General features: G+C 69.4%; 26 protein-coding genes and 1 riboswitch. Of the genes, 11 read left to right on the plus strand and 15 right to left on the minus strand.

Annotation, left to right across the window (positions count from 1 at the left end; all coding sequences use genetic code 11):
* Window positions 1-30 precede the first annotated feature (30 nt).
* Window positions 31-804 (plus strand): enoyl-CoA hydratase family protein, encoded by a 774-nt coding sequence (locus tag DMC61_RS34460; RefSeq protein ID WP_125694622.1) that lies wholly within the window; start codon window positions 31-33, stop codon window positions 802-804.
* Here DMC61_RS34460 and DMC61_RS34465 read toward each other — a convergent pair.
* From DMC61_RS34465 to DMC61_RS34475, 3 genes are read right to left on the minus strand one after another with little or no spacing between them, the layout of a single operon-like run.
* Window positions 801-1,157 (minus strand): barstar family protein, encoded by a 357-nt coding sequence (locus DMC61_RS34465; protein ID WP_016332417.1) that lies wholly within the window; start codon window positions 1,155-1,157, stop codon window positions 801-803. The two genes, DMC61_RS34460 and DMC61_RS34465, sit on opposite strands and share 4 nt — an antisense overlap.
* On the minus strand, window positions 1,154-1,633 hold the full coding sequence (locus DMC61_RS34470; RefSeq protein WP_063272854.1) for a ribonuclease domain-containing protein: 480 nt from the start codon (window positions 1,631-1,633) through the stop codon (window positions 1,154-1,156). The genes DMC61_RS34465 and DMC61_RS34470 overlap by 4 nt, the downstream gene beginning before the upstream one ends.
* 11 nt (window positions 1,634-1,644) lie before the next feature.
* A complete protein-coding gene (locus DMC61_RS34475; protein ID WP_125694624.1) occupies window positions 1,645-1,848 on the minus strand; it encodes a CDP-alcohol phosphatidyltransferase family protein in 204 nt (67 codons plus the stop codon).
* 59 nt (window positions 1,849-1,907) lie between these two features.
* On the opposite strand from DMC61_RS34475, the gene DMC61_RS34480 reads away from it, so the two are divergent.
* The 3 genes from DMC61_RS34480 to DMC61_RS34490 all read left to right on the plus strand — a co-directional run bounded on the left by DMC61_RS34480 (window position 1,908) and on the right by DMC61_RS34490 (window position 5,655).
* Window positions 1,908-2,873 (plus strand): zinc-binding dehydrogenase, encoded by a 966-nt coding sequence (locus tag DMC61_RS34480; protein WP_125694626.1) that lies wholly within the window; start codon window positions 1,908-1,910, stop codon window positions 2,871-2,873.
* Between the two features lie 183 nt (window positions 2,874-3,056).
* Entirely contained in the window at window positions 3,057-4,100 is a 1,044-nt protein-coding gene (locus DMC61_RS34485) for an alpha/beta hydrolase (RefSeq protein ID WP_125694628.1), read from the plus strand.
* Window positions 4,101-4,179: 79 nt separating this feature from the next.
* Window positions 4,180-5,655 carry an amino acid permease gene (locus DMC61_RS34490; protein ID WP_063272857.1) on the plus strand — a complete coding sequence of 492 codons (1,476 nt, stop codon included), beginning with the start codon at window positions 4,180-4,182 and terminating at the stop codon, window positions 5,653-5,655.
* Here DMC61_RS34490 and DMC61_RS34495 read toward each other — a convergent pair.
* Window positions 5,630-6,682, minus strand: a complete 1,053-nt coding sequence (locus DMC61_RS34495; protein ID WP_125694630.1) for a nitronate monooxygenase family protein — start codon at window positions 6,680-6,682, stop codon at window positions 5,630-5,632. The genes DMC61_RS34490 and DMC61_RS34495 overlap by 26 nt on opposite strands.
* A 153-nt stretch (window positions 6,683-6,835) precedes the next feature.
* Between DMC61_RS34495 and DMC61_RS34500 the strand changes: the two genes are divergently transcribed.
* Both DMC61_RS34500 and DMC61_RS34505 read left to right on the plus strand, forming a co-directional pair.
* Window positions 6,836-8,599, plus strand: a complete 1,764-nt coding sequence (locus DMC61_RS34500; RefSeq protein ID WP_199750166.1) for a family 20 glycosylhydrolase — start codon at window positions 6,836-6,838, stop codon at window positions 8,597-8,599.
* 55 nt (window positions 8,600-8,654) lie between these two features.
* Window positions 8,655-9,101, plus strand: coding sequence for a pyridoxamine 5'-phosphate oxidase (locus DMC61_RS34505; protein WP_125694632.1), 447 nt, complete (start codon window positions 8,655-8,657; stop codon window positions 9,099-9,101).
* Window positions 9,102-9,151: 50 nt separating this feature from the next.
* Here DMC61_RS34505 and lepA read toward each other — a convergent pair whose 3' ends face one another.
* A complete protein-coding gene (gene lepA, locus DMC61_RS34510) occupies window positions 9,152-10,993 on the minus strand; it encodes a translation elongation factor 4 (protein WP_016332408.1) in 1,842 nt (613 codons plus the stop codon).
* 113 nt (window positions 10,994-11,106) lie between these two features.
* Here lepA and DMC61_RS34515 point away from each other — a divergent pair, with 113 nt between their 5' ends.
* Window positions 11,107-11,694, plus strand: coding sequence for a class I SAM-dependent methyltransferase (locus tag DMC61_RS34515; RefSeq protein WP_125694634.1), 588 nt, complete (start codon window positions 11,107-11,109; stop codon window positions 11,692-11,694).
* On the opposite strand, the gene DMC61_RS34520 is transcribed toward DMC61_RS34515, so the two are convergent.
* Entirely contained in the window at window positions 11,691-12,065 is a 375-nt protein-coding gene (locus DMC61_RS34520) for a VOC family protein (protein WP_016332406.1), read from the minus strand. The genes DMC61_RS34515 and DMC61_RS34520 overlap by 4 nt on opposite strands.
* A gap of 23 nt (window positions 12,066-12,088) precedes the next feature.
* Complete coding sequence (locus DMC61_RS34525; protein ID WP_125694636.1) at window positions 12,089-12,994, minus strand: EamA family transporter; 906 nt, start codon at window positions 12,992-12,994, stop codon at window positions 12,089-12,091.
* Between the two features lie 332 nt (window positions 12,995-13,326).
* Between DMC61_RS34525 and rpsT the strand changes: the two genes are divergently transcribed.
* On the plus strand, window positions 13,327-13,587 hold the full coding sequence (gene rpsT / locus DMC61_RS34530) for a 30S ribosomal protein S20 (protein ID WP_005158599.1): 261 nt from the start codon (window positions 13,327-13,329) through the stop codon (window positions 13,585-13,587).
* 51 nt (window positions 13,588-13,638) lie between these two features.
* Here rpsT and holA read toward each other — a convergent pair whose 3' ends face one another.
* On the minus strand, window positions 13,639-14,622 hold the full coding sequence (gene holA, locus DMC61_RS34535) for a DNA polymerase III subunit delta (protein ID WP_016332404.1): 984 nt from the start codon (window positions 14,620-14,622) through the stop codon (window positions 13,639-13,641).
* A 135-nt stretch (window positions 14,623-14,757) separates the two neighbouring features.
* Window positions 14,758-14,890: riboswitch (SAM riboswitch) on the plus strand.
* Window positions 14,891-14,903: 13 nt separating this feature from the next.
* On the opposite strand from holA, the gene thrC reads away from it, so the two are divergent.
* Window positions 14,904-16,169, plus strand: coding sequence for a threonine synthase (gene thrC / locus DMC61_RS34540; RefSeq protein WP_005158594.1), 1,266 nt, complete (start codon window positions 14,904-14,906; stop codon window positions 16,167-16,169).
* Between the two features lie 17 nt (window positions 16,170-16,186).
* On the opposite strand, the gene DMC61_RS34545 is transcribed toward thrC, so the two are convergent.
* The 7 genes from DMC61_RS34545 to nadD all read right to left on the minus strand — a co-directional run bounded on the left by DMC61_RS34545 (window position 16,187) and on the right by nadD (window position 22,716).
* Window positions 16,187-18,592: a ComEC/Rec2 family competence protein gene (locus DMC61_RS34545; RefSeq protein WP_125694639.1), complete on the minus strand. Its 2,406-nt coding sequence runs from the start codon at window positions 18,590-18,592 to the stop codon at window positions 16,187-16,189.
* Window positions 18,589-19,311, minus strand: coding sequence for a ComEA family DNA-binding protein (locus tag DMC61_RS34550; RefSeq protein ID WP_016332402.1), 723 nt, complete (start codon window positions 19,309-19,311; stop codon window positions 18,589-18,591). The genes DMC61_RS34545 and DMC61_RS34550 overlap by 4 nt, the downstream gene beginning before the upstream one ends.
* Window positions 19,312-19,457: 146 nt before the next feature.
* Window positions 19,458-20,303, minus strand: coding sequence for a DegV family protein (locus tag DMC61_RS34555; protein WP_125694641.1), 846 nt, complete (start codon window positions 20,301-20,303; stop codon window positions 19,458-19,460).
* Between the two features lie 10 nt (window positions 20,304-20,313).
* Window positions 20,314-21,042, minus strand: a complete 729-nt coding sequence (octT, locus tag DMC61_RS34560; protein WP_125694643.1) for a diglucosylglycerate octanoyltransferase — start codon at window positions 21,040-21,042, stop codon at window positions 20,314-20,316.
* 3 nt (window positions 21,043-21,045) lie between these two features.
* Entirely contained in the window at window positions 21,046-21,660 is a 615-nt protein-coding gene (locus DMC61_RS34565) for a histidine phosphatase family protein (protein ID WP_063272867.1), read from the minus strand.
* A complete protein-coding gene (rsfS, locus tag DMC61_RS34570; RefSeq protein ID WP_016332398.1) occupies window positions 21,657-22,061 on the minus strand; it encodes a ribosome silencing factor in 405 nt (134 codons plus the stop codon). Before rsfS ends, DMC61_RS34565 begins: the two co-directional genes overlap by 4 nt.
* A gap of 22 nt (window positions 22,062-22,083) precedes the next feature.
* On the minus strand, window positions 22,084-22,716 hold the full coding sequence (gene nadD, locus DMC61_RS34575; RefSeq protein WP_073846459.1) for a nicotinate-nucleotide adenylyltransferase: 633 nt from the start codon (window positions 22,714-22,716) through the stop codon (window positions 22,084-22,086).
* 161 nt (window positions 22,717-22,877) lie between these two features.
* On the opposite strand from nadD, the gene DMC61_RS34580 reads away from it, so the two are divergent.
* Together DMC61_RS34580 and DMC61_RS34585 are read left to right on the plus strand one after the other, a co-directional pair.
* Window positions 22,878-24,983, plus strand: a complete 2,106-nt coding sequence (locus tag DMC61_RS34580; RefSeq protein ID WP_125694645.1) for a RecQ family ATP-dependent DNA helicase — start codon at window positions 22,878-22,880, stop codon at window positions 24,981-24,983.
* A gap of 92 nt (window positions 24,984-25,075) precedes the next feature.
* Window positions 25,076-26,362: an MFS transporter gene (locus tag DMC61_RS34585; RefSeq protein ID WP_016332395.1), complete on the plus strand. Its 1,287-nt coding sequence runs from the start codon at window positions 25,076-25,078 to the stop codon at window positions 26,360-26,362.
* The last annotated feature ends 48 nt before the right edge of the window (window positions 26,363-26,410 follow it).

Below are 26,410 nucleotides of genomic sequence, written 5' to 3' on the forward strand. Positions count from 1 at the left end.
GGCCCGACTTCGCCCGTGCGAAGGTGGGGCATGGCTGACGAACTGGTGCACTACGACGTGGTGGGCGGCACCGCCACGATCACCTTGGACTCCCCGCACAACCGCAACGCGCTCTCCGCCCAGCTGCGGCGTGAACTGAGCGAATCGCTGGACAAGGCACAGGCGGACGACGCGGTGCGGGTCATCGTGCTCACCCACACCGGTCCGGTGTTCTGCGCGGGCATGGATCTCAAGGAGGCCCGCGGCGCCGGTGCGGGCGCCCAGGGCGTGAACGAGTTCCCGAAGATCCTCGAGCAGCTGTGGACCAGCCCCAAGCCCGTCGTGGCGAGGCTCACGGGCCCCGCGCGGGCCGGCGGGATCGGCATGGTGGCCGCGACCGACATCGCCGTCGCCGTACCCGAAGCGACCTTCGCCTTCTCCGAGGTGCGGATCGGCGTCGTACCCGCCGTCATCTCGCTCACCGTGCTGCCGCGGCTCAACGCCCGCGCCGCGCACGAGCTGTTCCTGACCGGTGACACCTTCGACGCGAAGCGTGCCGTCGAGATCGGCCTGCTGAACTCGGCCGTCCCCGCCGACGAGCTCGACGACGAGGTCGCCCGCTACGTCAAGGCGCTCGCGCTCGGCGGCCCGAAGGCCCTCGCGGCGACGAAGGAACTGCTCAGCAAGCCGCGCCCGGCGACACCCGCCGAAGGCTTCGAGGCCATGAACAAGCTGTCCGCCGGGTTCTTCGCGAGCGAAGAAGGCCAGGAGGGCATCACTGCCTTCGCACAGAAGCGCAAGCCGAACTGGGTCCCGGAGGCCTAGTCGGGCAAGACGACGGTGAGGCGCCGGGAGTCCGTCCGGTCCCCGGACGGGCCCAGCGCCCGCTGCGCGTCGGAAAGCACGCTGCGGACGGCCAAATACGCCTTGGGGTCACGCTCCCGAAGCCCCGAAGAACCGGCCCAGATCAGGACGTGCTCGCCGGGCGGGAGCCAGGACAGGTCGGTGAGGCAGTCGTAGAGCGCGTCGAGGTTCTTCCCGAAGTAGTCCGGGAACGACAGCGCCTCCGCGATCGCGTCGAGCGTCGAGTCCTTGTCGACCGTCCGCGCACCGTCGAGCAGGTGCGGATACGCGCCGCGAGCGAACGCCTTGTCCGCCGCTTCCTTGCCCGCGCTCATCGGCTGGGATCCACGACGACGAAGGACTTGTAGTGGTCCTCGGTGTAGTACAGCTCCTTGCCGCCCCCGGTCACCAGCCGCCTCGCCCCGCGATCCGGGCTGCCCGGCGTCTTCACGGTGTACTCCCGGTAGTAGCCGGAACCCTTGGCGGGCAAGACCTTCTCCCGGTTCTGGAACGTGACGTCGTCATTGCGCGGATACGGGTACGGCCCGCCCGCCTGGATGAGCTTCCAGGTGTCGGACGCCTGGGAAGGAAGCTTCGTCAGCGGCTTGACCGGGAGACCGGATTCCTCGCCCGCGACCTTGCCCTTCGCCCCGCTCGCCGCGGCGTCGCCCGACGGCGCGGCCGAAGCGGACGAACTCGCCGGAGCGCTCTTCGTGTCGTCACCGCTGATGCCGTCCTTGACGAACCAGCCTGCGAGCACCAGCACGATCAGGCCGATCAGGGCGGCGGTGATCCGCCTACGGTTGAACATGGTGTGCCAGCTTAGGACGGCCGGTCGGGGTCGTTCGCATCGCGGGCGGCGCCGAAGCGCCGGGCGACCTTGCCGAAGACCGTGTCGAGCACCCAGGCCGCGACCAGGCACAGCGGCACCACGACCGCCATGACCAGCACGAACTGCACGGGGAACGGGGCCTGCGCGAGCCACAGCTCCACGCCGTCCCACCAGTCTGCAAGCCCGTTGAACACACTGTGAGCCTACGCGCGCACCCGGTGCCGCCACCGGTCAGGCCATGTAGGTTGCTGACATGTTCGCCGTTTACGCTTCCGAACCCAACGCCGAAAAGCCGCTGGACTCGCTGGTGATCGGCGAGCGACCCGAACCCGAGGTCCCCGAAGGCTGGGTGCGGGTCAACATCAAGGCCGCCAGCCTCAACATGCACGACCTGTGGACTTTGCGCGGCGTGGGCATCAAACCCGAGCAGTTCCCGATGATCCTGGGCTGTGACGGCGCGGGCACCCTCGACGACGGCACCGAGGTCGTCGTCCATTCGGTGATCAACGCCCCGGGCTGGCAGGGCGACGACACCCTCGACCCGAAGCGGACCCTGCTCACCGAGAAGCACCAGGGCACCTTCGCCGAGCAGGTCGTGGTCCCGGCACGCAATGTCGTTCCGAAGCCGTCGGGCCTGAGCTTCGCGGAAGCCGCGACCATGGGCACGGCGTGGCTGACCGCGTACCGGATGCTGTTCGTGAAGTCCGGGCTGCGGCCCGGACAGACGATGCTCGTCCAAGGCGCCTCCGGCGGTGTCTCGACCGCGCTGATCCAGCTCGGGCGTGCGGGCGGTTTCCGGGTCTGGGTCACCGGACGTAGTGAAGAGAAGCGTGCGCTCGCCGAGAATCTGGGCGCACATCAGACCTTTGAGTCCGGCGCACGGCTGCCCGAGCGGGTCGACGCGGTCTTCGAAACCGTCGGCAAGGCGACCTGGTCCCACTCGGTGAAGTCGCTGAAGCCGGGCGGCATCATCGTCGTCTCGGGTTCGACCAGCGGCCCGGACGCTCACGCGGAGTTGCAGCGCGTGTTCTTTCTGCAACTGCGCATCGCCGGTTCGACCATGGGGACCAGGGACGAACTGAACGATCTCCTCGCGTACCTGGAACTCACCGGGGTCCGGCCGCAGATCGGCGCCGAACTGCCGTTCGCCGAAGCCGAAACCGGGTTTAAGAACATGCTCGACGGGGAAACTTCCGGCAAGGTGGTCTTCACGCATTGATCGGAGGGGTGAGTTCGCCCCCTCACTCGGATCAAGCGCGCACACAAGCGCACGTCCGCGCGTTCCGCGCAGGTCAAGCAGCCATTTCGCGGTCTTGTCAAGTGTCAAGAACGTTATGACTTGGCGAGCTTCTTACGACCAAAGTTCGACCAAAATCCGACCTCTCGCGGTTAGCCTGGAACCATGACCGCATCGCAGCGGCCCGAACCGGCGGACCCGGGGGGCCGGACCACCACCGACACCGACCCGATCCGCGTCTCGTTCCGGCGCTACGCCGGTGTCCGCACCAGAGTGCTCGAAGTCGGGCCGCAGCCGGTGGAATCCACCGACCGCACCCCTCGGCGGATACTCGGGAAGCGGGCCACGGCACGCGGGCAGGTCAAGCCGACCGCGCCGAGGCTGGTGCTGCTGCACGGCTACTGCGACAGCGCCGACACCTGGCGCCCCGTTCTGGAGCTGCTCGCGGCCGCCGGTGTTCCGGCGGTCGCGGTCGATCTGCCCGGATTCGGTGACGCTCAGCCACTGCGCCCGGGACCGATGCTGCCGCAGCTGGACGCGTTCACCGCGGCCGTGGTCAAGGAACAGGCCGTACTCGGCACGGTGGTCCTCGCCGGCAACTCGCTCGGCGGCACGATGAGCCTGCGTGCCGCGGAGAACCAGCGGCTGCCGGTCGCCGGCGTGGTGTCGATCGCCGCGCCCGGTTTCGTGGACAGCTGGCTCATCCGCACCGTGGCCAGGTACCCGCTGCCGCTGCGGATGTACTCGGCCCTGCCGCTGCCGATCCCCGGCTTCCTCGTGCGCGCCGTCGCCGAGCAGGTCGTCCCCCGGCTCCTGTACGCCGACTCAGCCGCCGCGGACGCGGCCCAGGTGCGCCGGTTCACCTCGCTGTTCCCCGACTACCGCTCCACCACCACCAGGCTCGAACAGGCGAGGCAACTCGTCGAAGAGCTGGCGAACGCGTACCGGCTCGAAGAGGTCCGCGTCCCGCTCTTGGTGGTCGTCTGCGGCAAGGACAAGCTGGTCAGCGCCGCCTCCGGACGGCAGCTGCACGCACTGGTCCCGCACAGCAGGCTGATGGTGCGCGAAGACTGGGGCCACTGCCCGCAGCTGGACGACCCCGTCGAGATCTCGGAGCTGCTCACCTACTTCTCCGCCGGCGCGTCCAGGCCGTCGAAGATCGCCGCCCGTGTCGCCGCCGAAGTGAGCGAGGACACCGTCGCCGGATAGGTGCGATCGCCCGTCTGCCAGTACGGTGCCCTTCGGACTGTGACCCAGTCCGAAGGGCACAACCTGTTGGGAGACGACGATGTCCGCACCGCGCAGCCTGGGCTCGGGATCCGGGATTTTCCGCCGTAAACCGATCGATCAGATCCAAGAACTCAGTGGAGGCGGAGGGCTCCAACGCACGCTGGGCCTGCGGCAGCTGACCGCGATCGGCGTCGGCGGCATCATCGGCGCGGGGATCTTCTCCCTGGCCGGCGCGGTCGCGAACAAGACGGCCGGCCCCGCCGTGCTCATCTCGTTCCTCATCGCGGGTATCGCCAGCGCCGCCGCCGCGTTCTCCTACGCCGAGTTCGCCGGGCTGATCCCCCGCGCCGGGTCGGCCTACACCTACGGCTACACCGTGCTGGGCGAGATCGTCGGCTGGTTCATCGGCTGGGACCTGCTGCTGGAGTACACCGCGATCGTGGCGGTGGTCGCGATCGGCATCTCCGGCTACTTCAACGAGTTGCTGGGCTATCTCGACATCAAGCTCCCGACATGGATGCTGGGCGCTCCGGGCACCGAAACGGGCGATGTCGCACCGGGGTCCTACAAGATCAACCTGTTCGCCGTGCTGCTGTGCCTGCTGATCGCCTTCATTCTCAACCAGGGCATGAAGAACGCGGCCCGGTTCGAAACGCTGCTGGTCTACCTGAAGGTCGGCCTGGTCCTGCTGGTGATCGTCGTCGGTGTCTTCCACATCAACACCGACAACTACTCGAACTTCTTCCCGTTCGGCCTCAGCGGCGCGTTCACCGGAGCGGCGACGGTGTTCTTCGCGGTCTTCGGGTACGACGCCATGTCCACCGCGGCCGAGGAATCGACCGACTCCCAGAAGCACATGCCGAAGGCGATCATCTACTCGCTCGCGATCTCGATGGTGCTCTACGTGCTGGCCTGCCTGGTCCTGACCGGGATGGTCAACTACAAGGACATCGACAGCGAAGCCGCCTTCTCCAGCGCCTTCGCCGGCCTCGGGATGAAGTGGCTCGGCCTGATCATCGCCGTCGGCGCGATCATCGGTATCACCACGGTGCTGTTCACCTTCCTCATGGGCGCGAGCCGCGTCGGCTACTCGATGAGCCGTGACGGCCTGCTGCCCAAGTGGTTCAGCAAGACCCATCCGGTGCGCAAGGTGCCGAGCCGGATGACCTGGGTGCTCGGCGTCGCGTCGGCGGTCATCGCCGGCCTGCTGCCCATCGGCGAGGCCGCGGAACTGACGAACATCGGCATCCTGCTCGCGTTCGTCGTGGTCTGTGTCGCGGTGATCGTGCTGCGCTACAAGCAGCCGGACCTGCCCCGGTCCTTCAAGACCCCCGGCATGCCGATCGTGCCGATCATCGGGATCGTCTTCTCGATCTGGCTGATCACGTTCCTGAACCCGGAGACCTGGCTGCGGTTCGCGGCCTGGTTCGGCGTCGGCCTGATCATCTACTTCGCCTACAGCCGCCGTCACTCGGTGATGAACGCCAACAACGGCGACGCGAAGCAGGTCAGCGGAGACGACTCAAACGCGTAGCGGCTTCGCGGGCTTCGGCTTGGAGGCGTTCGACGATCGACGCCGCCGGGCCGGAGCCCGCGAGTTCGTAGGTCTGCCCCGCGTAGAGGGACATGATCTCGGGGTCGCCCGCCTTCCCCGCCGCCGCGCGGATCGGCTTCGTCAGGTTGTTGACCTCCGGATACGCCGACGGCGCGGTGGCCGAGAAGTCCGCGACCGCGCGATTGACCAGCGACCGGGCGGGACGTCCGCTGAACGCCCGGGTGAACGCCGTCGGCCTTCCCCCGTCCGCCAGCGCCTGCCGGTGTGCGGGCTGGGTCCCTGCCTCGTCCGCCCGCAGGAACGCGGTGCCCAGCTGAGCCGCGACGGCCCCGGCCGCCAGCACCGCCGCGATGTCGGTGCCGTGCACGAGTCCACCGGTCGCGACGAGCGGCAGGTCGGTCCGTGCCGAGACCAGCCGGAGCAGGCTCAAGACGCCATATTGCGCACCCCCGCCTTCGGCCTCGGGCTCATCGGCGAAAAGCCCTCGATGCGCTCCCGCCTCGAATCCCTGGACCACGAGCGCGTCCGCGCCGACGGCCACGGCCCGATCGGCTTCCGCCGGGCTGGTGACCGTCACGGCCACCTTGCTCCCGTTGGCGTGCAAGCGTTCGACGTCCTCGGCCGAAGGAGCGCCGAAGGTGAAGGAAACGACCGGCACCTTCCGTTCCAGAACGACCTCGAGCTTCGCGGCATAGGCGTCGTCGTCCCAGCGCGGTTCACCGGGCTCGACGCCGAGACGCTGGGCTTCCGCGCGCCAGCGCTCGATGTGCACACCGAGATCCGCTTCGGCGGCGGAGCCACCCGGCACGAAAAGGTTCACGCCGAACGGCTCACCGGTCAGCTCGGCCGTCTTGGCGATCCGGTCCGAAAGGGCGTCGGCGCTGAGATAGCCCCCGGCCAGAAAGCCGAATCCGCCCGCCGTGGTCACCGCGGCGACGAGCTCGGGAGTGGTCGGCCCGCCCGCCATCGGGGCCGCGATCACGGGAAAACGCAAGTCTTCGAACACGTTTCCGACGATAGTCCCCTCGTGGTGGCACGCATTGTGACGTTCGAGTCACTCCAAGGTTCCCTCCTGGTGGTCTAGACCTTTAACGACGAAAATGCGACGATCGGACGGTCGTGACGCACGTCACGGCCCCCGTCCCCCTTGGAGGCCCCGGTGAAGACCTTGAGAGCGCGGCTGGGTCGCGCCTTCGTCGGGGTGGCGCTGCTCGCCGGCGTCACCACCGCAGCCGCCCCCGTCGCCGACGCGGCCACCCCGCCGCTGCAGGCGATCGTCCCGGTCCCGGTCTCGGCCCAGGCGGTCACCGGCTCCGACCACACCCTGACCGCGAACACCAAGATCTACACCCAGGCCGGGTCGGCGCAGGCCAAGGCCGTCGGCGAATACCTCGCCGGGATCTTCCGGACGTCCACCGGCTTCCCCCTGCCCGTCGCCGACGCGCCGTCGGGCACACCGGCCGACGGCATCTCGCTCCTCCTGTCCGGCGCCGACTCCCGTGTCGGCGACCAGGGCTACCAGCTGAACTCGACGTCCGCTTCCGTCATCCTGCGCGCGACGACGGCGCAAGGCCTCTTCGGCGGCGTCCAGACGTTGCGCCAGCTGCTGCCCGGCAAGATCGAAAGCCCCACGGTCCAGCAAGGTCCTTGGACGATTCCGGGCGCGAACATCCTGGACTACCCGCGCTTCGGCTACCGAGGCGCGATGCTCGACGTCGCCCGGCACTTCCACCCGGTCGCCACGGTCAAGCGGTACATCGACCAGCTGGCGCAGTACAAGATCAACAACCTGCACCTGCACCTCGCCGACGACCAGGGCTGGCGCATCCAGATCGACAGCTGGCCGCGGCTGACCACCTACGGCGGCAGCACCCAGGTCGGCGGCGGCCCCGGCGGCTACTACACCAAGGCGCAGTACTCGGAGATCGTGAACTACGCGGCCTCGCGGTTCATCACGGTCATCCCGGAGATCGACATGCCGGGGCACACCAACGCCGCCTTGGCGTCGTATGCCGAGCTGAACTGCAACAACACCGCTCCTCCGCTGCGCACCGACACCGCCGTCGGCTACAGCTCGCTCTGCATCTCGAAGGAGATCACCTACACCTTCGTCAACGACGTCATCCGTGAGGTCTCCGCTCTGACGCCCGGACCGTACTTCCACCTCGGCGGCGACGAGGCCCAGGCCACCAGCGACGCGGACTACCGCACGTTCATGAACCGGGTCCTGCCGATGGTGGCCGCCGCGGGCAAGCAGGTCGTCGGCTGGCACGAGATCGGCACGGCCACCCTGCCCGCCACGGCGACCCCGCAGTTCTGGGGCACGACGACGTCCAGCACGGAGGTCTCGAACGCCGTCGCCCGCGGCAGCAAGGTGATCCTGTCGCCGGCGAACAAGGCGTATCTGGACATGAAGTACAACTCCAGCACGCCGATCGGGCTTTCGTGGGCGGGCTACATCGAGGTCCAGGACGCCTACAACTGGAACCCGGGCGCCTACCTCTCCGGGGTCCCCGAATCCGCCGTGCGCGGCGTCGAATCCCCGCTGTGGACCGAAACCGTGGTGACCCCGGCGAACATCGACTACCTCGCCTTCCCCCGGCTCCCGGCGCACGCCGAACTCGGCTGGTCACCGTGGTCGACGCACGACTGGAACACCTTCCGCGTCCGCCTCGGCGCTCAAGCCCCGCGCTGGCAGGCGCAGGGCATCGACTACTACAAGTCGGGCCAGGTGCCCTGGGAGACCGGCTCCGGCAACCCGGGCACCTGCACGCTCCCCGCGTGGGACCGTGCTTCGGTCTACACCGGCGGAGCGACCGTCTCCCACAACGGGCACAAGTGGACGGCCCAGTGGTGGACGCAAGGTGAAGAGCCCGGAACGACCGGCCAATGGGGTGTCTGGCGCGACAACGGCACCTGCTGACCGTCCCGTAGCCCGCTCGGCCCTTTCACCGGGCCGAGCGGGTTACGGTGGATCCATGGCCGCAGACCTCGAACTCGTCCGCTCCCTTTCCTTGCGCGAAAACGGACTCGCGACCGTCTCGACGGTCCGCGCGGACGGCACCGTCCACTCTTCGGTGGTCAACGCCGGTGTCTACGAAGACCCGGTCACCAAGGCACCGGGGGTCGCTTTCGTGGCGATGGGCGGGGTGAAGAAACTCGACCTGTTCCGCCGGGCGGGCCACGCCACGATCACCTTCCGGCGCGGCTGGGAGTGGGCGGCGGTCCAAGGCAGCACCCACCTCATCGGCCCGGACGACCCGGACCCGGATTTCGATCCCACCGGTCTCCCCAAGCTGCTGCGTGAGGTGTTCATCGCGGCGACGGGGACCCACGACGACTGGGCCGAGTACGACCGTGTGATGGCCGCCGAACGCCGTGTCGCCGTCTTCGTCACCGCGAACCGGATCTCCGGGAACCGCTGACACGAAAAGGCCGCCCGGACGGTGATCCGGGCGGCCTTCGCGAGTACCGGTTACTTCTTCTTGCTGCCGGCGTCCTCAGTGGACAGAGCGGCGACGAAGGCCTCCTGCGGGACCTCGACCCGGCCGACGGTCTTCATCCGCTTCTTGCCTTCCTTCTGCTTTTCCAGCAGCTTGCGCTTACGCGAGATGTCACCGCCGTAACACTTCGCGAGCACGTCCTTGCGGATCGCGCGGATGGTCTCGCGAGCGATGATCCGCGACCCGACGGCCGCCTGGATCGGCACCTCGAACTGCTGCCGCGGGATCAGCTCGCGCAGCCGTGTCGCCATCCGGTTTCCGTAGCCGTACGCGGCGTCCTTGTGCACGATCGCCGAGAAGGCGTCGACGGTCTCCCCCTGCAGCAGGATGTCGACCTTGACCAGATCGGCGATCTGGTCGCCGCCCTCTTCGTAGTCGAGCGACGCGTAACCGCGCGTACGCGACTTCAGCGTGTCGAAGAAGTCGAAGATGATCTCCGCGAGCGGGATGTTGTAGCGCAGCTCGACGCGGTCCTCGGAGAGGTAGTCCATCCCCAGCAGCGTGCCGCGCTTGGCCTGGCACAGCTCCATGATCGTGCCGACGAACTCCGACGGCGCCAGGATGCTCACCTTGGAAACCGGCTCGTGGACCTCGGAGATCTTCATCCCGGACGGCCAGTCCGAGGGGTTCGTCACCACGACCTCGCTCTTGTCCTCGAGCACGACGTTGTAGATGACGTTCGGCGCGGTGGAGATCAGGTCCAGGCCGAATTCGCGCTCGAGCCGGTCACGCGTGATCTCCAGGTGCAGCAGCCCGAGGAAACCACAGCGGAACCCGAACCCGAGCGCCACCGAGGTTTCCGGCTCGTAGGCGAGCGCGGCGTCGTTGAGCTGGAGCTTGTCCAATGCCTCACGCAGTTCGGGGTAGTCCGAACCGTCCACCGGGTAGAGGCCGGAGTAGACCATCGGCTTCGGCTCGCGGTAGCCCGCGAGCGGCTCCGACGCGCCCTTGCGCTCGGAGGTGACGGTGTCACCCACCTTCGACTGGCGGACGTCCTTCACCCCGGTGATGAGGTACCCCACCTCGCCGACCCCGAGCCCCTTGCTGGCCTTGGGCTCCGGCGAGATGATCCCGACCTCGAGGAGTTCGTGGGTGGCGCCGGTGGACATCATCTTGATGCGCTCACGCGGCGTGATCTTGCCGTCGACGACCCTGATGTAGGTCACGACGCCCCGGTAGGTGTCGTAGACCGAGTCGAAGATCATCGCGCGGGCAGGCGCGTCCGGGTCGCCGACCGGCGGCGGGACCTGCCGCACGCACTCGTCCAGCAGATCCGTCACGCCCATGCCGGTCTTCGCCGACACGCGGAGCACGTCGGAGGGCTCGCACCCGATGATGTGCGCCAGCTCGGCCGCGTACTTGTCCGGGTCGGCCGACGGCAGGTCGATCTTGTTCAGCACCGGGATGATGTGCAGGTTCTTCTCGAGCGCCAGGTAGAGGTTCGCCAGCGTCTGCGCCTCGATCCCCTGTGCGGCGTCGACCAGCAGAATCGCCCCTTCACAGGCCTCCAAGGCCCGGGAGACCTCGTAGGTGAAGTCCACGTGGCCGGGGGTGTCGATCAGGTGCAGGACGTGGTCCTGGCCGTCGACCTTCCAGGGCAGGCGCACGTTCTGCGCCTTGATGGTGATCCCGCGTTCCCGTTCGATGTCCATGCGGTCGAGGTACTGAGCGCGCATGGCCCGCTCCTCGACCACGCCGGTGAGCTGCAGCATCCGGTCGGCCAGGGTCGACTTGCCGTGGTCGATGTGCGCGATGATGCAGAAGTTCCGGATGAGCTCCGGGGGCGTGAAGGTCGTGTCGGCGAACGTCGTCAACGGGTTTCCTCGCGAAGGTCGGGGTGTGCCAGCTCTATGGTCCCATGCCGCTCCGGGTGCGAGTGGGGGTCATCCCCGATGCGGCCCGTGATGAGCTGTGGTGCCCTCGAAGTATGAGTACTTCACTGTCCCAAATGCTCGACCGGACGTTCGGTCATCCCCGGGGACTGCTCGGCCGGTTCGGCGGGCGGGCGATGGCGCACGGCAATGCCGCCACCGAGCTTCGCGTCGTCGAGCTGGCGTCGATCGAGTCCGGCGAGACCGCCCTGGTCGTGGGCCCCGGCCCGGGCGTCGGCCTGCAGGCCACGGCCGAACGCGCGGGCCGGACGATCGGGGTCGACCCCTCCCAGGAGATGCTTTCCCGCTCTCGCCGCCGTTGCGGTGACAAGGTGGAGCTGCGGCAGGGCACCGCGGACTCCACCGGCGAGCCCGACGACAGCGTCGACGTGGTCCTGAGCGTCAACAACGTGCAGCTGTGGGACGACCGGGCGGCCGGATTCGCCGAACTGTTCCGGGTCTTGCGTCCCGGTGGCAGGCTGTTGCTTTCCTCGCACGAGAAATGGTTGCCGGTGTCCCGCCACGAGCTGGCCGACGAGGCGGCCGCCGCCGACTTCGTCGACCTGCAGACCTGGACCTGGGACCCGCCGGGCTTCGGCGCGTCCCTCGCCGCTCAGCTGCGCGCGATCAAGCCCCTGGACTAGCGCGGATCGGTGCGCAGCGGGTGCTCACGCGGCACTTCGACCAGCACGATCCTGGTGCCGTCCGGGTCGGCGATCCACGCTTCGTCCAGCCCCCAGGGCTCACGCCGCGCCCCGCGAACCGGCTCCAAGCCCTTCCCCGCGAGCTCCTCGAGCGCCGCGGGCAGGTCCCGGACCTGGAGCCACAAGGCGACGTCAGGGGTCGGGCCGGTCTCTCCGGTACCGACGATCTCGATCGACCCGTTCCCGGCGAAGAACACCGTCCCGCCGGGGAACTCCTTGTCGATGGCCAGGCCCAGGGTGTCCCGATAGAACGCCGTCGACACGTCGAGGTCCTTCGGGTGGATCAGCACCCTGCTGCTCAGCACGTCCATGGCTCAATCCCTACCGGATGGGTTCAGGCCATCGCAATCGCGGCGATACCCGCCAGCACCACCACCGACCCGGCCAGCCGCCGGACGGCGTTCGCCTCCCCGAGGACCAGCCAGGCGGCGATGCCGCCCAAGACGATGCTCAGCTCCCTCGCGGGCGCGACGAGGCTCACCGGAGCGATCTGGAGGGCGTAGAGCACCAGCAGGTAGGCGACCGGGGAGAACACGCCGACGATGACGACCTCACGCTTGTGCTCGCGCCAGAGCCACGCGACCTCCTCGCGGTCCTTCAGCGCGTACGGCGCCATGAGCAGGCTCTGGACGATCGCGCCGGTTCCGAAGTACACGATCGGCGGGACACCGAGACCGGTGACCGAATGCGCGTCCCACAGGGTGTAGGCGGCGATCGTGAGGCCGGTCAGCAGGCCGTAGACCAGACCTTTGCGGCGGGCGACACGCTCGGCGGCGCCGACGTGGGCCGGTGCTCGCCCGGTCCCGATCACCAGCACCCCGGCGATCACGAGGAAGGCGCCCACCAGGCCGAGGATCCCCGGCCGCTCGCCGAGCAGCACCACTGCGGCGAGCACCGAGATCAGCGGCCCGGTCCCGCGGGCGACGGGGTAGACGACGGACAGGTCGCCGACGGCGTACCCCCGCTGGAGGACGACGCCGTAGGTGACGTGGAACACCGCGGTGACCACGGCGGCGAACAGCCAGGTCCACTGTGGACGTTGTGGCTCCACGGCCAGCGAGACCGCCATGACGGGGACGAGCAGGATCGCGGAAAGGCTGTAGTAAGCCCAGACGAACCGGGCTCCGCCACGGCGGATCCGTTTGGCGGCGAGGTTCCAGCCCGCATGGATGACTGCGGCGATGACGACGAAGGACAGAGCGGTGGCGTTCACAGCGGACCTTTCACGTTTTCCGCGCATGCGGAAAACCGGGTCCTCCAGGCTTTTGTCCCGTCAGATGAACGGCGGTGCTTCCGGCTCCGCCGATGGTGCCGCTCGGACCTGTCCCGTCTGCCCTGATTGTGTGTTTTCGCTGGCCGGGCAGGCGGCGGAACCCTAGGCACTACGATCTTCACCGTACCGCAAGCACCCCTCCCGAGGCTGCCGCGAGCCGCGCCGGGACGGCTGTTAAGCTTGCCTTTCACTGTCGTGTGGCATTCCGTCATGGAGGAAACCCGCGCCGCTCCACGAGCACGCAGGGCCGGTCACAGCGCGGCGGTGAAACCACCGAGAGATTCAAGAGGAGCGCCCCCGTGGCCAACATCAAGTCGCAGATCAAGCGCATCACCACCAACGAGAAGGCGCGTCAGCGCAACCAGGCGATCCGGTCCTCGGTGAAGACCGCGATCCGCAAGTTCCGCGAGGCCGCCGACGCCGGCGACAAGGCCAAGGCCCTGGAGCTGCAGAAGGACGCGGCCAAGAAGCTGGACAAGGCCGTGACCAAGGGCGTCATCCACGCCAACCAGGCCGCCAACAAGAAGTCCGCGCTCGCGAAGCGCGCGAACTCTCTCTGATCGGCTTTCGAAGGGCCCCGGCGACTCGGTCGCCGGGGCCCTTCGCCGTTCTCAGCGGCTTGTGCCGTGAGCGTCGACGACCTCCAGCACGGCACGCTCCAAGGCGTACTCCGGGTTGGCCGCGACTCCCTTGACCTCGGCGTTGAGCCGGGCGACCACCCGCATCGCGGTGGCCAGACCGTCCTGCCCCCAGCCGCGGGCCTGCCCCTGCGCCTTGCGCACCTTCCAGGGCGGCATCCCCAGCTCGCCCGCCATCTGGTTCGGGTTCCCGCGACCGGCGCCGGACACCCGCGCGATCGTCCGGACGGCGTCGGCGAGCGCGTCCGCGACCAGGACGTGCGGTACGCCCAGCTGCATCGCCCAGCGCAGCGACTCCAGCGCCGCCGCCTTGTCACCGGCGACGGCCTTCTCGGCGACGGCGAAACCGTTCACGTCCGCGCGGCCACGGTGGTAGCGCCGGACGGCCTGCTCGTCGACCGCCCCGCCGGCGTCCGCGACGAGCTGCGTCGCCGCCGACGACAGCTCGCGCAGATCGGAGCCGACGGCGTCGATCAACGCGAGCACGGCCGCACCGTCGATCTTCCCACCGACCCGCCGGACCTCGTTGCGGACAAAGGATTCCCGCTCGGCGGCCTTGGTCAGCTTCGGGCACTCGACGACCTCCGCGCCCGCCTTCTTCAAGGCGGCTGGAAGCCCTTTCGCGGCCTTGCTCCGGCCGCCTCCGCTGTGCACGACGACGAGCACGATGCCGTCGGCGGGCGCCTTGACGTAGGCCATCACCCCGTCGGCGAGCTCCTGCGAGATGTCGTGCGCGGATTCGAGGACGATCACCCTGCCTTCGGCGAACAGCGAGGGGCTGACCATTTCCGCGAGCGCCGGGACTGTGAGGTCCGACACCCGGATCCGGGTGAGATCCGCCGTCGGATCGGCCGCTTTGGCCGCGTCCGAAGCGCTGCGGACCGCTCGTTCGATCAGCAGCTCTTCCTCACCGAGAACCAGGACCAGCGGCGATGGGGCGGAAGCTTGCGTCGTCACGGTGACGATCCTGCCACTCCTCCTCTCGTGTGCTTTGTCCGGTGATGTGTTCCGGGCACGGTGGCCCCACCGGAGCCTCATGTCGTACGGTGTTGGCGAGGCGACGCGATGACACGCGTGCCGACAATCGAATACCGCTCATCCAGAGGGGCAGAGGGAACGGCCCGATGAAGCCCCGGCAACCGGCGTCAGCCTGTCATCCCGCGATCGCGGGGTAGCTGACGAACACGGTGCCAATTCCGGCCCGCCACGGCGGGGCAGATGAGGAAAGGAACCTCGCGATGACCGCAACCCTCGGCACGACCTCCACCACCAAGACCCCGGATCTCGGACCGGCCGTCGAACTGGTGTCGAAGGAAGAGGGACACCGGCAGCCGCTCGCCCCCGAATTCGTTTCCGCCGAGGACTTCTCGCCGCTCGAGGTCGCCTACGACTTCGGCCGTGTGCGCCGCGAGGACATCGAAGCCGGGCCGAAGAACATCTGGCGCTACAAGAAGCTCCTTCCCGTTCCATCGAACGTCGAAGAAATCCCCAACACCGAACCCGGCGCCACCCGGCTCATCCAGGCCGACAGGCTCGCGAAAGCCTTGGGCGTCAAGAAGGTCTGGGTCAAGGACGACACCGGGAACCCCACGCACTCGTTCAAGGACCGTGTGGTCGCCGTCGCGCTGGCCGCCGCCCGCGAATTCGGGTTCGACGTGCTGGCCTGTCCGTCGACCGGCAACCTGGCCAACGCCGTCGCCGCCGCGGCGGCGCGTGCCGGCTGGCGGTCGGTCGTCCTGATCCCGAAGACCCTTGAGCGCGCCAAGATCCTCACCACCGCCGTGTACGACGGAGACCTGATCGCGGTCGACGGCAACTACGACGACGTGAACCGGCTCGCCACCCAGCTCGCCGCCGAGCAGGAGAGCTGGGCGTTCGTGAACGTGAACGTCCGGCCCTACTACTCGGAAGGCTCCAAGACGCTGGCCTTCGAGGTCGCCGAACAGCTCGGCTGGCGGCTCCCCTCCCAGATCGTGGTGCCGATCGCCTCCGGTTCCCAGCTCACCAAGGTGGACAAGGGTTTCCGCGAGTTCGGCCAGCTCGGCCTCGTCGACGAGACGCCGTACAAGGTGTTCGGCGCGCAGGCCACGGGCTGCTCCCCCGTCTCGGCGGCCTTCCGCGCCGGCCACGACGTCGTCCAGCCGGTCAAGCCGGACACGATCGCCCGGTCGCTGGCGATCGGGAACCCGGCCGACGGCCCCTACGTGCTCGACGTGGTCAACCGCACCGGCGGTGCGATCGAAGACGTCACCGACGAAGAGGTCGTCGAGGGCATCCGGCTGCTCGCCCGCACCGAAGGCATCTTCACCGAGACCGCGGGCGGCGTCACCGTCGCGACGGCCAAGAAGCTCATCGAGACCGGCAAGCTCAACCCGGACGAGGAGATCGTCCTGCTGATAACCGGTGACGGCCTCAAGACCCTCGACGCCGTCGAGGACAAGATCGGCCCGAAGGCCACCGTCAGCGCCTCGGCCGACGCGGTCCGCGAAGCTCTGGGTATCTGAGTTCCCGCCGGCCCGCCTCAGGAACGAGGCGGGCCACGGGGCTCACCCCGGCGCACCAGGGCGAGGCCTCTCCCGTCGGCGACCACCGCGGTGTCGCCGTCCGTGTCCGTGCGGGCGATCGACGCGCCGACCGCCACCAGGTTGTCCAAAGTGGACTTGTTCGGATGGCCGTAGGTGTTTCCGGCACCGACACTCACCAAAGCGGCCCGTGGCGCGACGGCGTTGAGGAAATCCGGTGCCGTGTAACGGCTTCCGTGGTGCGGGACCTTCAGGATGTCGGCACGCAGGTCTGCTCCCTCGGCCATCAGGTCGGCCTGTGCGGCGAGCTCGATGTCGCCGGTCAGCAGCAGCCGGCCCGCCGGGGTCCCTGCGCGCAGGACCACCGAACCGTTGTTGATCACCGTCCCGTCCTGTTCACGAACAGAGCGCCGGGTGACATAGCGCGGCCCCAGTACGTCGAGTGACAACGCCTGCCACTCCAGGCGTTGGCCGATCTCCAGCTCCAGCAAGGGAATCCCGCGGCGCGCCGTCTCGTCCGCGACCTGTTGCCACGCCCAGTCCGGAGCCCTGCCCGGGCCGACGGCGACCGCTCCGACCGACCGGCCCTCGAAGACGGATCCGAGACCGCCGATGTGGTCTGCGTGGAGATGACTCAGCACGATCAGCGGCACGCGGTCCACGGCGAGCCTGCTCAGGCATTCGTCCACCGGTCCCGGTTCCGGCCCGGTGTCGACCAGGACCGCCCTCCCCGGCTCACCCGTGGCGAGGACGACGGCATCGCCCTGCCCGACGTCGCAGGCGACGGCATTCCACGCCGACGGCGGCCATGCCGGCGCCAGCACTCGCACCGGCACGAAGACGACCAGCCCGGTGGCCAACGCGATCGCCAGCAGGATCCTGCCGTGCCGCAACCGGACGACCACGAGCAGAACGGCGAGTAGCCCGGCCGCCAAAAGCCCACCCCACCAGCCATCCGGCCAGTCCACGACCGCTCCCGGCGCCCGGGCGCCGTGACGGGCCACGGTGATGAGCCAGCCGGCCTCGGGTTCGGTCAGGCGGACGAGCAGTCTGCCCGCCGACGGCCACCATGGCCCGACGGCGGTGGCGAGCACGCCGAACACGGTGGCCGGGGCGACCACCGGCGCGGCGAGCACGTTGGTCAGCACCGAGACGAGACTGACCGATCCCGCCATACCCGCGATGACCGGCGCCGTCATCACGAACGCGGCCAGCGGGATGGCCAGTCCCTCGGCATAGCCGGCCGGAACGCCTCGTCCGACCAGCCAGTCCGCCCACCTCGGCGCCAGCAGGACGAGCCCGGCCGTGGCGAGCACCGAAAGCGCAAACCCGAAGTCGGCGGCCATCGCGGGATCGGCCACCACCAGCCCGGCCACCGCGAACGCCAGCGCGGGCAGCGCCGAACCCCGGCGCCCCAGTGCCAGCGCCAGCAGCCCGACCGCCCCCATCACCCCGGCGCGGAGCACGCTGGGCGCGGGCCCGGCGAGGACCACGAACCCGGCGAGCCCCACGGCGGCCGCGGCGGCGGAAGTCCGCGGCCCGACCCGGAGCACTCGCAGCAGGAGCAGGATCGAGCCGCAGACGATCGCCACGTTCCCACCGCTCACGGCCATCAGGTGGGACATGCCGGAGTCGGTGAACTCGTGTTCCACCCTCGGGGAGAGGGTGCTCGTGTCCCCCACGACCAGTCCGGGCACGAGACCGGCTTCCTCCTCCGGGAGGACGGTGCACAGATCCCGGAGCCCGGTGCGCAGCGATTCCGCGGCTTGCTGCCACCAAGGCGCCGGCCCGACGGCCGACGGCGGGCCTCGCACCGAGAGGACCGCGACCGTCAGTTCGGCCCCCTTCGCCGGTGCGAGCCGCCCGGAGGCGGTGACCTGCTGCCCGGGCAGCAGGTCCGTCCACCCCTCGGCGGGAGCGAGCAGGAGGATCCGGCCTGCCGAATCCACCACCCGCTCACCCGCCACCGCGGTGCCCACCGTCGCGGCGATGACCACCAGGCGGGTACCCGCCCGGCGATCGGCGTATCCGGCACCGCGGACCGGACGTGGCCGCTCGGTGACCACCACCGTCGTGGTGGCATCGCTCCCCCGTGCGGCGGCGGCACGGAGATCGTCGTGCTCGGCGGCCCGGATCCGCAGCGCCACCGGACCGGCGGTGAGCACGCCGACGACCGCCAGGGCACCCAAGCCCGCCACCCACCGGGACGCCGTCCGGCGGGCACGGACACCGGCGATGATCGCGAGCACCACGGCGGCCGCACCGCAGAGCATCGTGATCCACCAGCCGGCGAGAAGCCCGGAAAGTGTGCCGAGCCAGGCCGTCGCCGCGGCCGGTAACAGCCGCAGGTCTTGACCCCGCCACGACGCGGTGTCCACTTCGGACGGATCGGCGGACGGGTTCATCCGACGGACACCAGTTCCCGGAGCTTTCGATATTTAGATTCGCCGATCCCTTCTACGTCACGGAGTTGCTCGACGGTGGTGAACCCGCCGTGCCCGGACCGCCAGTCGACGATGCGTTTCGCCATCACCTCGCCGACCCCGGGCAGCGTGTCGAGTTGCTCGGCCGTGGCCGTGTTCAGGTCGAGCTTTCCCGCCGGTGCCGCCGTTCCGGCCGCGGCCGGGACGGGGACACCGACGGCCACCTGCTCACCGTCGGTGAGCCGTCGGGCCAGATTCACTCCGGTCAGATCCGTTCCGGGCTGTGCCCCACCGGCCGCCGTGAGGGCATCGGCGACCCGTGCGCCCGGAGGGATCGTGACCAGGCCGGGTCTGTGCACCCGGCCGACGACGCTGACCACCAGAGGCGCCTTGCCCGCCGCGGCGGGGACGTCTCCGGCGGCCTTCGCCGACGGCAGGGGCGGCACGGTCTCCGCCCCCGGCCGGTGTCCGAACAAGGCGATCGCTCCGGCCACGATCACGGCCACCGCGATCAGCACGGCCACCACGGCGAACCACCGCCGGTTCACCGGGATCCCGTCCGCCGTGAACCGGGCGGGCACCCAGCGGCGTACGAGCCTGCCCGCGGGCGGGCCCTGGGTGGGCGGCGACAGCTGGGCGGCCAGCCACGCCAGCCTGGCGTTGACGGAGGGACCCGGTGACCGGGCGGTTTGGTCGAACACGTGAACGACGCTACGGAGCGGAGGTGGCGGGCGGGAGTGGCGAATGCCGAGGTTGTGGACAAGTGGGGTGTTGTGGACAACTCGGCCGAGACCGGGGCCGGATCACCGTTTCCCGTCGGAGTCGTATGGGACGCTGGCGGGTTTCCCTAGCCCGTTCGCTGGATCACGACACCGAGCACACCGGGTCCGGTGTGGGCCCCGATGACCGCGCCGATTTCCGAGACCACGCACCCTTCCGGGCAATCGATGGACTCCTCGAGCCGGTTGGCCAGTTCGACGGCGCGCTCGGGCGAGGCCAAGTGGTGGACGGCGATGTCGGCGAGCCCGCCTTCGGCCGCCTTCACGGCGAGTTCGACCAGCCGCGCCACCGCGCGATTCATCGTCCGCACCTTCTCCAGTGGCTGGATCCGGCCTTCGGACATGTGGAGCACCGGTTTCACCGCGAGCGCCGTACCGAGCAGGGCCGCCGCCGGGCCGATCCGTCCGCCGCGGCGCAGGTATTCGAGGGTCTCGACGGCGAACAGGGTCTCCGAACGGTTGACCGCGTCGACCGCGGCCGCCTCCACCTCGGCCGGTTCCGCTCCGGCCGCGGCGGCGCCCGCCGCGCGCAGGGCGGCGAACCCGAGCCCCATGGCGGTGCTGCGCGAATCGACCACGCGCACCTTGTCCGGCCCGACCTCCTGGGCCGCGAGCACCGCCGCCTCCCAGGTTCCCGACAGCTCCCGCGACAGGTGGACCGACACGATGGCGTCCGCGCCCTCGGCCAGCGCAGCCCGGAACTCCTTGACGAACTCGGCGGGCGTCGGCCGGGAGGTCGTCACCAGGCTGCGTTTGCCGAGCGCCTCGGCCAGGGCCCCGGGCCCCATCTCGACGCCGTCGAGGAACACGACGCCATCGACGAGGACATGCAACGGGACCACCCGGATCCCGTTCCGTTCGGCGAAGCCTTCCGGCAGGTGGGCGGTGGAATCCGTGACTACGGCGACCGACACGGCAGCCAGCCTACGTTGCCGAGGGGCGGAGCACCGGGGCCATCAGGCGGGCCATTTCCGCGCCGACGGCGGCATGTCCTTCCCAGCCCCAGTGCATCCCGTCCGGATTGCCCCGTCCGCTCAGCACGTGGTCGCCGACGACGGCTTCGAGATCCAGCAGCGGGACGTCCGCGCGCCGCCCCCAGGCGGCGAGGGCCGCGGCGGCACCGGCGCGGGCGGTGTGGACGCGGCCGTACGAGTCGGATCGATGCACGGAGGGCAGCATGCCGAAGATCGGCAGCTCCGGTCGCAGCGTGCGCAAAGCGCCGACAGCGGTGTCGAGGTACTCGACCGTGAGCTTCGACGGCAGGACAACCGGACGTCCTCGGAGAGCGATCGCGAGCCGCGGCTGGGCGGCCAGATAGGCCTTGCGCGCCACTCGCCGCAGCGGATCGGGCCGCAGGTACCGCAGGCCGGTGCGCAGGTAGGTGGGCAGCGGCGAGGGCAGCGTGTCCATGCTCCCGACGGCCAGCACGACGGCGTCGGCGTGATGGAGATCCGCCCAGACCCGCGGGTCGCCGATCAGCGACCACCAGGCGTCACGGGCGGTCCAGCCGAACCCGGCGACGAGGTCCACGCCCCCACCGCCGAGCGCCTCGGCGGCGACGTTGGGCCACAGGCGCGCGTCGTCGGCGGCGTGCGGGCCGTCCGGGCCGTGGAAGCTGAGGGAATCGCCGAACACCAGCAGGCGCGGGGCCATGGATCAGCCGGTGATTCCCGCGTTGTAGGCGGCCAGGCGCCAGTTGCCGTCACGCCTGGTCAGCTCGACCCAATGGCAGTTCGCGATCCCGCCCAGCGACGGCCACGACGCGACCGGCAGGCCGAGCAGTTTCGCGGTCAGCGCGATGATCAGACCGCCGTGCGTCGCCAGCAGCACGGCGTCGCCGGCGTCGGAATTGGCCTGATCCAGGTCCGCGACGACCTCCAGCGCGCGTTCGGCGACGTCGACCCGCGACTCGCCGCCGGGTGGCGCCCAGGTCGCGTCGACTCGCCAGCGGGCACGTTCGCCGGGGTACGCCTCGTCGACCTGCTGACCGGTGAAGCCCTGCCATTCGCCCAGATGGGTTTCCCGAAGGCGCTTGTCGATGCGCAGCGGGACGCCGATGGCCTCGGTGAGCACCGTGGCCGTGTCGGTCGCGCGGCGCAGATCAGAAGCGATCACCAGATCCGGGGAGAACCGGGCGAGCGCGGGAACGGCGAACCTGGCCTGGTTCCAGCCGACCTGGGTCAGCGCGGAGTCCAGATGCCCCTGCATCCGGCCCGCCGCGTTGTAATCGGTCTCGCCGTGGCGCCAGAGCACCAGCCGCCGCGGGCTCACGAGGCGCCTTGCGCGTCGGCGGGGTCCTCCTCGGCGGGTGTCTCCAGACCGGCGACCTCGATCCGCGGGCAGTCCTTCCAGAGCCGCTCGAGACCGTAGAAGGAGCGTTCCTCCTGGTGCTGGACGTGGATGACGACGTCAACGTAGTCCAGCAGGACCCAACGGCCTTCACGGGCGCCTTCGCGGCGGACGGGCTTGTGCCCGCCGAGCCGCAGCTGCTCCTCGACGTTGTCGACGATGGCGCCGACCTGGCGCTCGTTGGGCGCGGACGCGATGACGAAGGCGTCGGTGATGACCAGCTGGTCGGACACGTCCAGCACGACCACGTCGCTCGCCTTCTTGTCCGCCGCCGCATGGGCGGCCGCTACGGCCAGCTCTCGTGCCTCGGACGTGGCTGTCACAGTTCTCCTCAAACAGATGGCTTTACTCGCGGGTGCGCCCGACGAGGGTACCCGGTGGCGAACCCCGGTCTTTGCGATAGAGGTCCTTTTTGGCGATGTAGCGCACCACACCGTCGGGAACGAGGTACCAGACGGGCTCCCCGCCTTCGACCCGCTCGCGGCACGCGGTGGACGAGATCGCCATCGCGGTCACCTCGACCAAGCTCACCTTCCCGCTCGGCAGATGCTGCGAGTTGAGACGGTAACCCGGCCTGGTGACGCCGATGAAATGCGCGAGGTCGAACAGCTCGTCGGCGTTGCGCCAGGTGAGGATCTGTTCGAGCGCGTCCGCGCCGGTGATGAAGAACAACTGGTCGTCCGGATACTCCGCGCGCAGGTCGCGCAGGGTGTCGACGGTGTAGGTCTGCCCGACGCGGTCGATGTCGACGCGGCTGACCGAGAAGACGGGGTTGGACGCCGTCGCGATCACCGTCATCAGATAGCGGTCCTCGGCGCGGGTGACCACCCTGTCGGACTTCTGCCACGGCTGACCGGTGGGCACGAAGATGACCTCGTCGAGCGCGAATCGCGACTGGACCTCACTGGCCGCGACGAGGTGCCCGTGGTGAATGGGGTCGAACGTGCCGCCCATGACCCCGATCCTGCGTGGTGACATGGGTCGTGAGCCTATACAGCGCGCGAGGCTTCACGCTCGGGTCGCCGGACCCACCGACCAGGCGTGCTCTGGATCACATTACAGTCGGTTCCATGGATGAACGGTCCGTTCACGACGTGCCGATCGCGACTTCGTCGGTGGCATGGGGTAGAGGTGGGAACGTGGACACATCGACTCTCCGGGATCGCGCCGAGACCCTCCTCCAGTCGCTGGCGGGCGAGGGCGCCCGGCTGCGCGACGACCAGTGGACGGCCATCGAGGCGCTGGTCGCGCACCGCCGTCGCGCGCTCGTCGTGCAGCGCACCGGCTGGGGGAAGTCGGCCGTGTACTTCCTGGCCACCGCGTTGCTGCGAGAGCGGGGCAACGGCCCGACCGTGATCATCTCGCCGCTGCTCGCGCTGATGCGCAACCAGATCTCCGCGGCGGCGAGGGCGGGCATCCACGCGGCGACGATGAACTCCGCGAACCCGCAGGAATGGGATCAGGTCCAGGCCGCGATCGCGGCCGGCGAGGTCGATGTCCTCCTGGTCAGCCCGGAACGGCTCAACAACCCGGACTTCCGGGACACCGTCCTGCCGAAGCTGACCGCGAGCGCCGGTCTGCTCGTGGTCGACGAGGCGCACTGCATCTCGGACTGGGGGCACGACTTCCGGCCGGACTACCGGCGGCTGCGGACGCTGCTGAAGGACCTGCCCGACGGCGTCCCGGTGCTCGCCACCACCGCGACCGCGAACGACCGCGTGGCGACCGACGTCGCCGAACAGCTCGGCATCGGCAACGGGGGCGACACCCTCGTCCTGCGTGGCAGCCTGGACCGCGAAAGCCTCCACCTGTCGGTGGCCAAGCTGCCGACGTCGCAGGCCCGGCTCGCCTGGCTGGCCGAGCATCTGGAGGAGCTGCCGGGTTCCGGGATCATCTACACGCTCACCGTCGCCGCCGCCCACGACGTGGCGGGCCTGCTGACCGAGCGCGGTTATCCGGTCGCCGCCTACACCGGGAAGACCGACCCCGCGGACCGCCAGGCGGCCGAAGACGATCTGTTGAACAACAACGTCAAGGCGCTGGTGGCCACTTCGGCGCTGGGCATGGGGTTCGACAAGCCCGATCTGGGCTTTGTCGTCCATCTCGGCGCTCCGTCCTCCCCTATCGCGTACTACCAGCAGGTCGGCCGTGCCGGGCGTGGCGTCGATCGCGCCGAAGTGATCCTGTTGCCGGGCCACGAGGACAAGGACATCTGGGCGTACTTCGGCTCGCTCGCGTTCCCGGACGAACTGCGGGTGACCCAGGTGCTCAACGCGCTGGCGTACGCGGACCGTCCACTGTCGACACCCGCGCTCGAACCGTTCGTCGAGCTGTCCCGTTCCCGGCTGGAGATGGTCCTCAAGGTGCTGGACGTCGACGGCGCCGTCCGCCGGGTGAAGGGCGGCTGGGAAGGCACCGGCGAGGAGTGGCGCTACGACAAGGAACGCTACGCGCGGGTGAGCGCGGCGCGGACGAACGAGCAGAACGCCATGCTGGCCTACCTCGAAACCACCGGCTGCCGGATGGAGTACCTGCGGAAGCAACTGGACGATCCCGAGGCGACGCCCTGCGGGCGGTGCGACAACTGCACCGGGAAGCATTGGGACACCACGATCTCCGACGACGTCGCCGACGCCACCCGGCAGCGGCTGCGCCGTCCGGGGGTCGAGGTCGCGCCGAGGAAGATGTGGCCGACCGGGATGGCCGGGCTGGAGGTCCCGCTCTCCGGACGGCTGCCGGCGGGCGAGCAGGCCGAAACCGGTCAGGTCGTCGGGCGGGTGACCGACGTCGGCTGGGGCACGCGGCTGCGCGAGCTCGTCGGTCCGTCCGCGGCGGACACCGAACTCCCCGATCCGGTCTTCCAAGCCTGTATCGAGGTGCTCAAGGGCTGGCAGTGGGCGGAGCGTCCGGTCGCGGTCGTGGAGGTGCCGTCCGCCTCCCGCCCGCGTCTGGTCCACAGTCTGGCGACGAAGCTGGCGTCCATCGGACGGCTGGACTACCTGGGCGCCATGACTTCGACGGGGCCGCCCCCGCGTCAGGCGAACAGCGCGCAGCGGCTGGCCGACCTGTGGAATCGCCTAAGCCTTTCCGATGAGCTCGCTGCCGAAGTCGCCTCGGCAGCGGGCCCGATCCTGTTGGTCGACGACCTGATCGACACCGGATGGACGATGACCCTGTCCGCGCGCTTGCTCCGCCAGGCCGGGGCTCGCGCCGTACTGCCGTTCGCTCTTGCGAGCACCTCGTAGCCGGGGGATCCCGATCCCGACATTCGACAGGTTCTTTCCCGCGCGGGAACTTTCTGGCAAGGTTCCGTCCACGCGCGAGTACGGAGGTGCCGATGGCGGACGCAACGACGGAGCGGCTGAAGCATCGGCTCCCGGTGAAGAAGTTGTTCGCCGCCAGTGTCGGGAACGCGCTGGAATGGTTCGACTGGACCATCTACGCGACCTTCAGCATCTACTTCGCCAGTGAGTTCTTCCCGAAGGGCAACGAAGCCCTCGCGTTGATCAACACCTTCGCGACGTACGCGCTGGCGTTCTTCTTCCGGCCGCTCGGCGGGATGTTGCTCGGGCGCTTCGCCGACATCAAGGGCCGGAAGCCCGCGATGATCCTGACCATCGTGCTCATGGCGGGCGGTTCGGTGGCCATCGGCCTCCTGCCGACATTCGACCAGGTCGGCTGGCTGGCCCCGATCCTGTTGCTGCTGGCGAGGGTGGCGCAAGGACTGTCGCTCGGCGGCGAGGTCTCCAACGCTTCGGCGTACCTCGGCGAGATCGCGCCGCCCGCCCGCCGCGGGCGGTACTCCGCCTTCTTCTACATCTCGACCGGTTCCGCCGTCCTGATCGCCTCGATCCTCGGATTCGTGCTCGCGCGGACCATGTCCAAGGCGGATCTGACGGCATACGGCTGGCGGATCCCGTTCCTGCTCGGCGGTGTTCTCGGCATCATCGGTCTGTGGCTGCGGCGCAGTCTCGCCGAGACCGAGATCTTCGAGGAGAAGAAGTCGACGGCGCGCCGGGTCGAGCGGCCGCTGCGCACCACCCTCCGCGAGCACCCGCGGGCCGTCGTGCAGCTCGTGGGCTTCTCGATGCTGTCGACCCTTTGCTACTACACGTTCTTCAGCGCGCTGACCTCGTTCGCGGTCAAGACCCGCAAGGCCGACGACGTCGACGTGTTCCTCGCGTTGTCGATCGCGACGGCGTTGTTCGTCGCACTTCAGTACCCGATGGGTGTCCTGTCGGATCGCTTCGGCCGCAAGCCACAGCTGCTCGTCTGGGCGGCGGCGACCGCGATCCTCATCGTCCCGCTGTCCACTTTGGTCCGTCCGGGGCTGCCTGGTCTGCTGGTCGTGTTCTGCGTCGGCCTCTGCCTGTACACGGCGATGACGTCGATCGCGCCCGCGATCATGAGCGAGCTGTTCCCCACCGAACTGCGCGGCTTGGGCATCGGCGCCTGGTACAACCTGACGGTCGCGTTGTTCGGCGGGACCGCTCCGCTGGTGCTCACGGCGCTGTCCGACGCCGGGCTTTCGACGCTGTTCTTCTGGTACGTGGCCGCCGGCGCGGTGATCGCCTTCTTCGTCATCCGGACCCTGCCGGAGACCAAGGGCAGCGACCTGCGCTGAAACTCCGTCGCCGACGACGTGGGTAGGTGGCTACTCTCGCGCTCCTAC

Source organism: Amycolatopsis sp. WAC 04169 (assembly GCF_003947535.1).
In the GTDB taxonomy this organism is placed as follows: domain Bacteria; phylum Actinomycetota; class Actinomycetes; order Mycobacteriales; family Pseudonocardiaceae; genus Amycolatopsis; species Amycolatopsis keratiniphila.

Excerpts from the sequence above, each read along its gene's own strand:
- thrC (WP_005158594.1), top strand. The coding sequence starts at position 14,904 with ATGACCGCAACCCTCGGCACGACCTCCACCACCAAGACCCCGGATCTC.
- DMC61_RS34460 (WP_125694622.1), top strand. The coding sequence starts at position 31 with ATGGCTGACGAACTGGTGCACTACGACGTGGTGGGCGGCACCGCCACG.
- DMC61_RS34525 (WP_125694636.1), bottom strand. The coding sequence starts at position 12,994 with ATGCGCGGAAAACGTGAAAGGTCCGCTGTGAACGCCACCGCTCTGTCC.
- DMC61_RS34480 (WP_125694626.1), top strand. The coding sequence starts at position 1,908 with ATGTTCGCCGTTTACGCTTCCGAACCCAACGCCGAAAAGCCGCTGGAC.
- DMC61_RS34470 (WP_063272854.1), bottom strand. The coding sequence starts at position 1,633 with ATGTTCAACCGTAGGCGGATCACCGCCGCCCTGATCGGCCTGATCGTG.
- octT (WP_125694643.1), bottom strand. The coding sequence starts at position 21,042 with ATGGCCCCGCGCCTGCTGGTGTTCGGCGATTCCCTCAGCTTCCACGGC.
- DMC61_RS34515 (WP_125694634.1), top strand. The coding sequence starts at position 11,107 with ATGAGTACTTCACTGTCCCAAATGCTCGACCGGACGTTCGGTCATCCC.
- DMC61_RS34545 (WP_125694639.1), bottom strand. The coding sequence starts at position 18,592 with ATGAACCCGTCCGCCGATCCGTCCGAAGTGGACACCGCGTCGTGGCGG.
- DMC61_RS34485 (WP_125694628.1), top strand. The coding sequence starts at position 3,057 with ATGACCGCATCGCAGCGGCCCGAACCGGCGGACCCGGGGGGCCGGACC.
- nadD (WP_073846459.1), bottom strand. The coding sequence starts at position 22,716 with ATGTCACCACGCAGGATCGGGGTCATGGGCGGCACGTTCGACCCCATT.
- DMC61_RS34465 (WP_016332417.1), bottom strand. The coding sequence starts at position 1,157 with ATGAGCGCGGGCAAGGAAGCGGCGGACAAGGCGTTCGCTCGCGGCGCG.
- DMC61_RS34520 (WP_016332406.1), bottom strand. The coding sequence starts at position 12,065 with ATGGACGTGCTGAGCAGCAGGGTGCTGATCCACCCGAAGGACCTCGAC.
- DMC61_RS34505 (WP_125694632.1), top strand. The coding sequence starts at position 8,655 with ATGGCCGCAGACCTCGAACTCGTCCGCTCCCTTTCCTTGCGCGAAAAC.
- DMC61_RS34585 (WP_016332395.1), top strand. The coding sequence starts at position 25,076 with ATGGCGGACGCAACGACGGAGCGGCTGAAGCATCGGCTCCCGGTGAAG.
- DMC61_RS34490 (WP_063272857.1), top strand. The coding sequence starts at position 4,180 with ATGTCCGCACCGCGCAGCCTGGGCTCGGGATCCGGGATTTTCCGCCGT.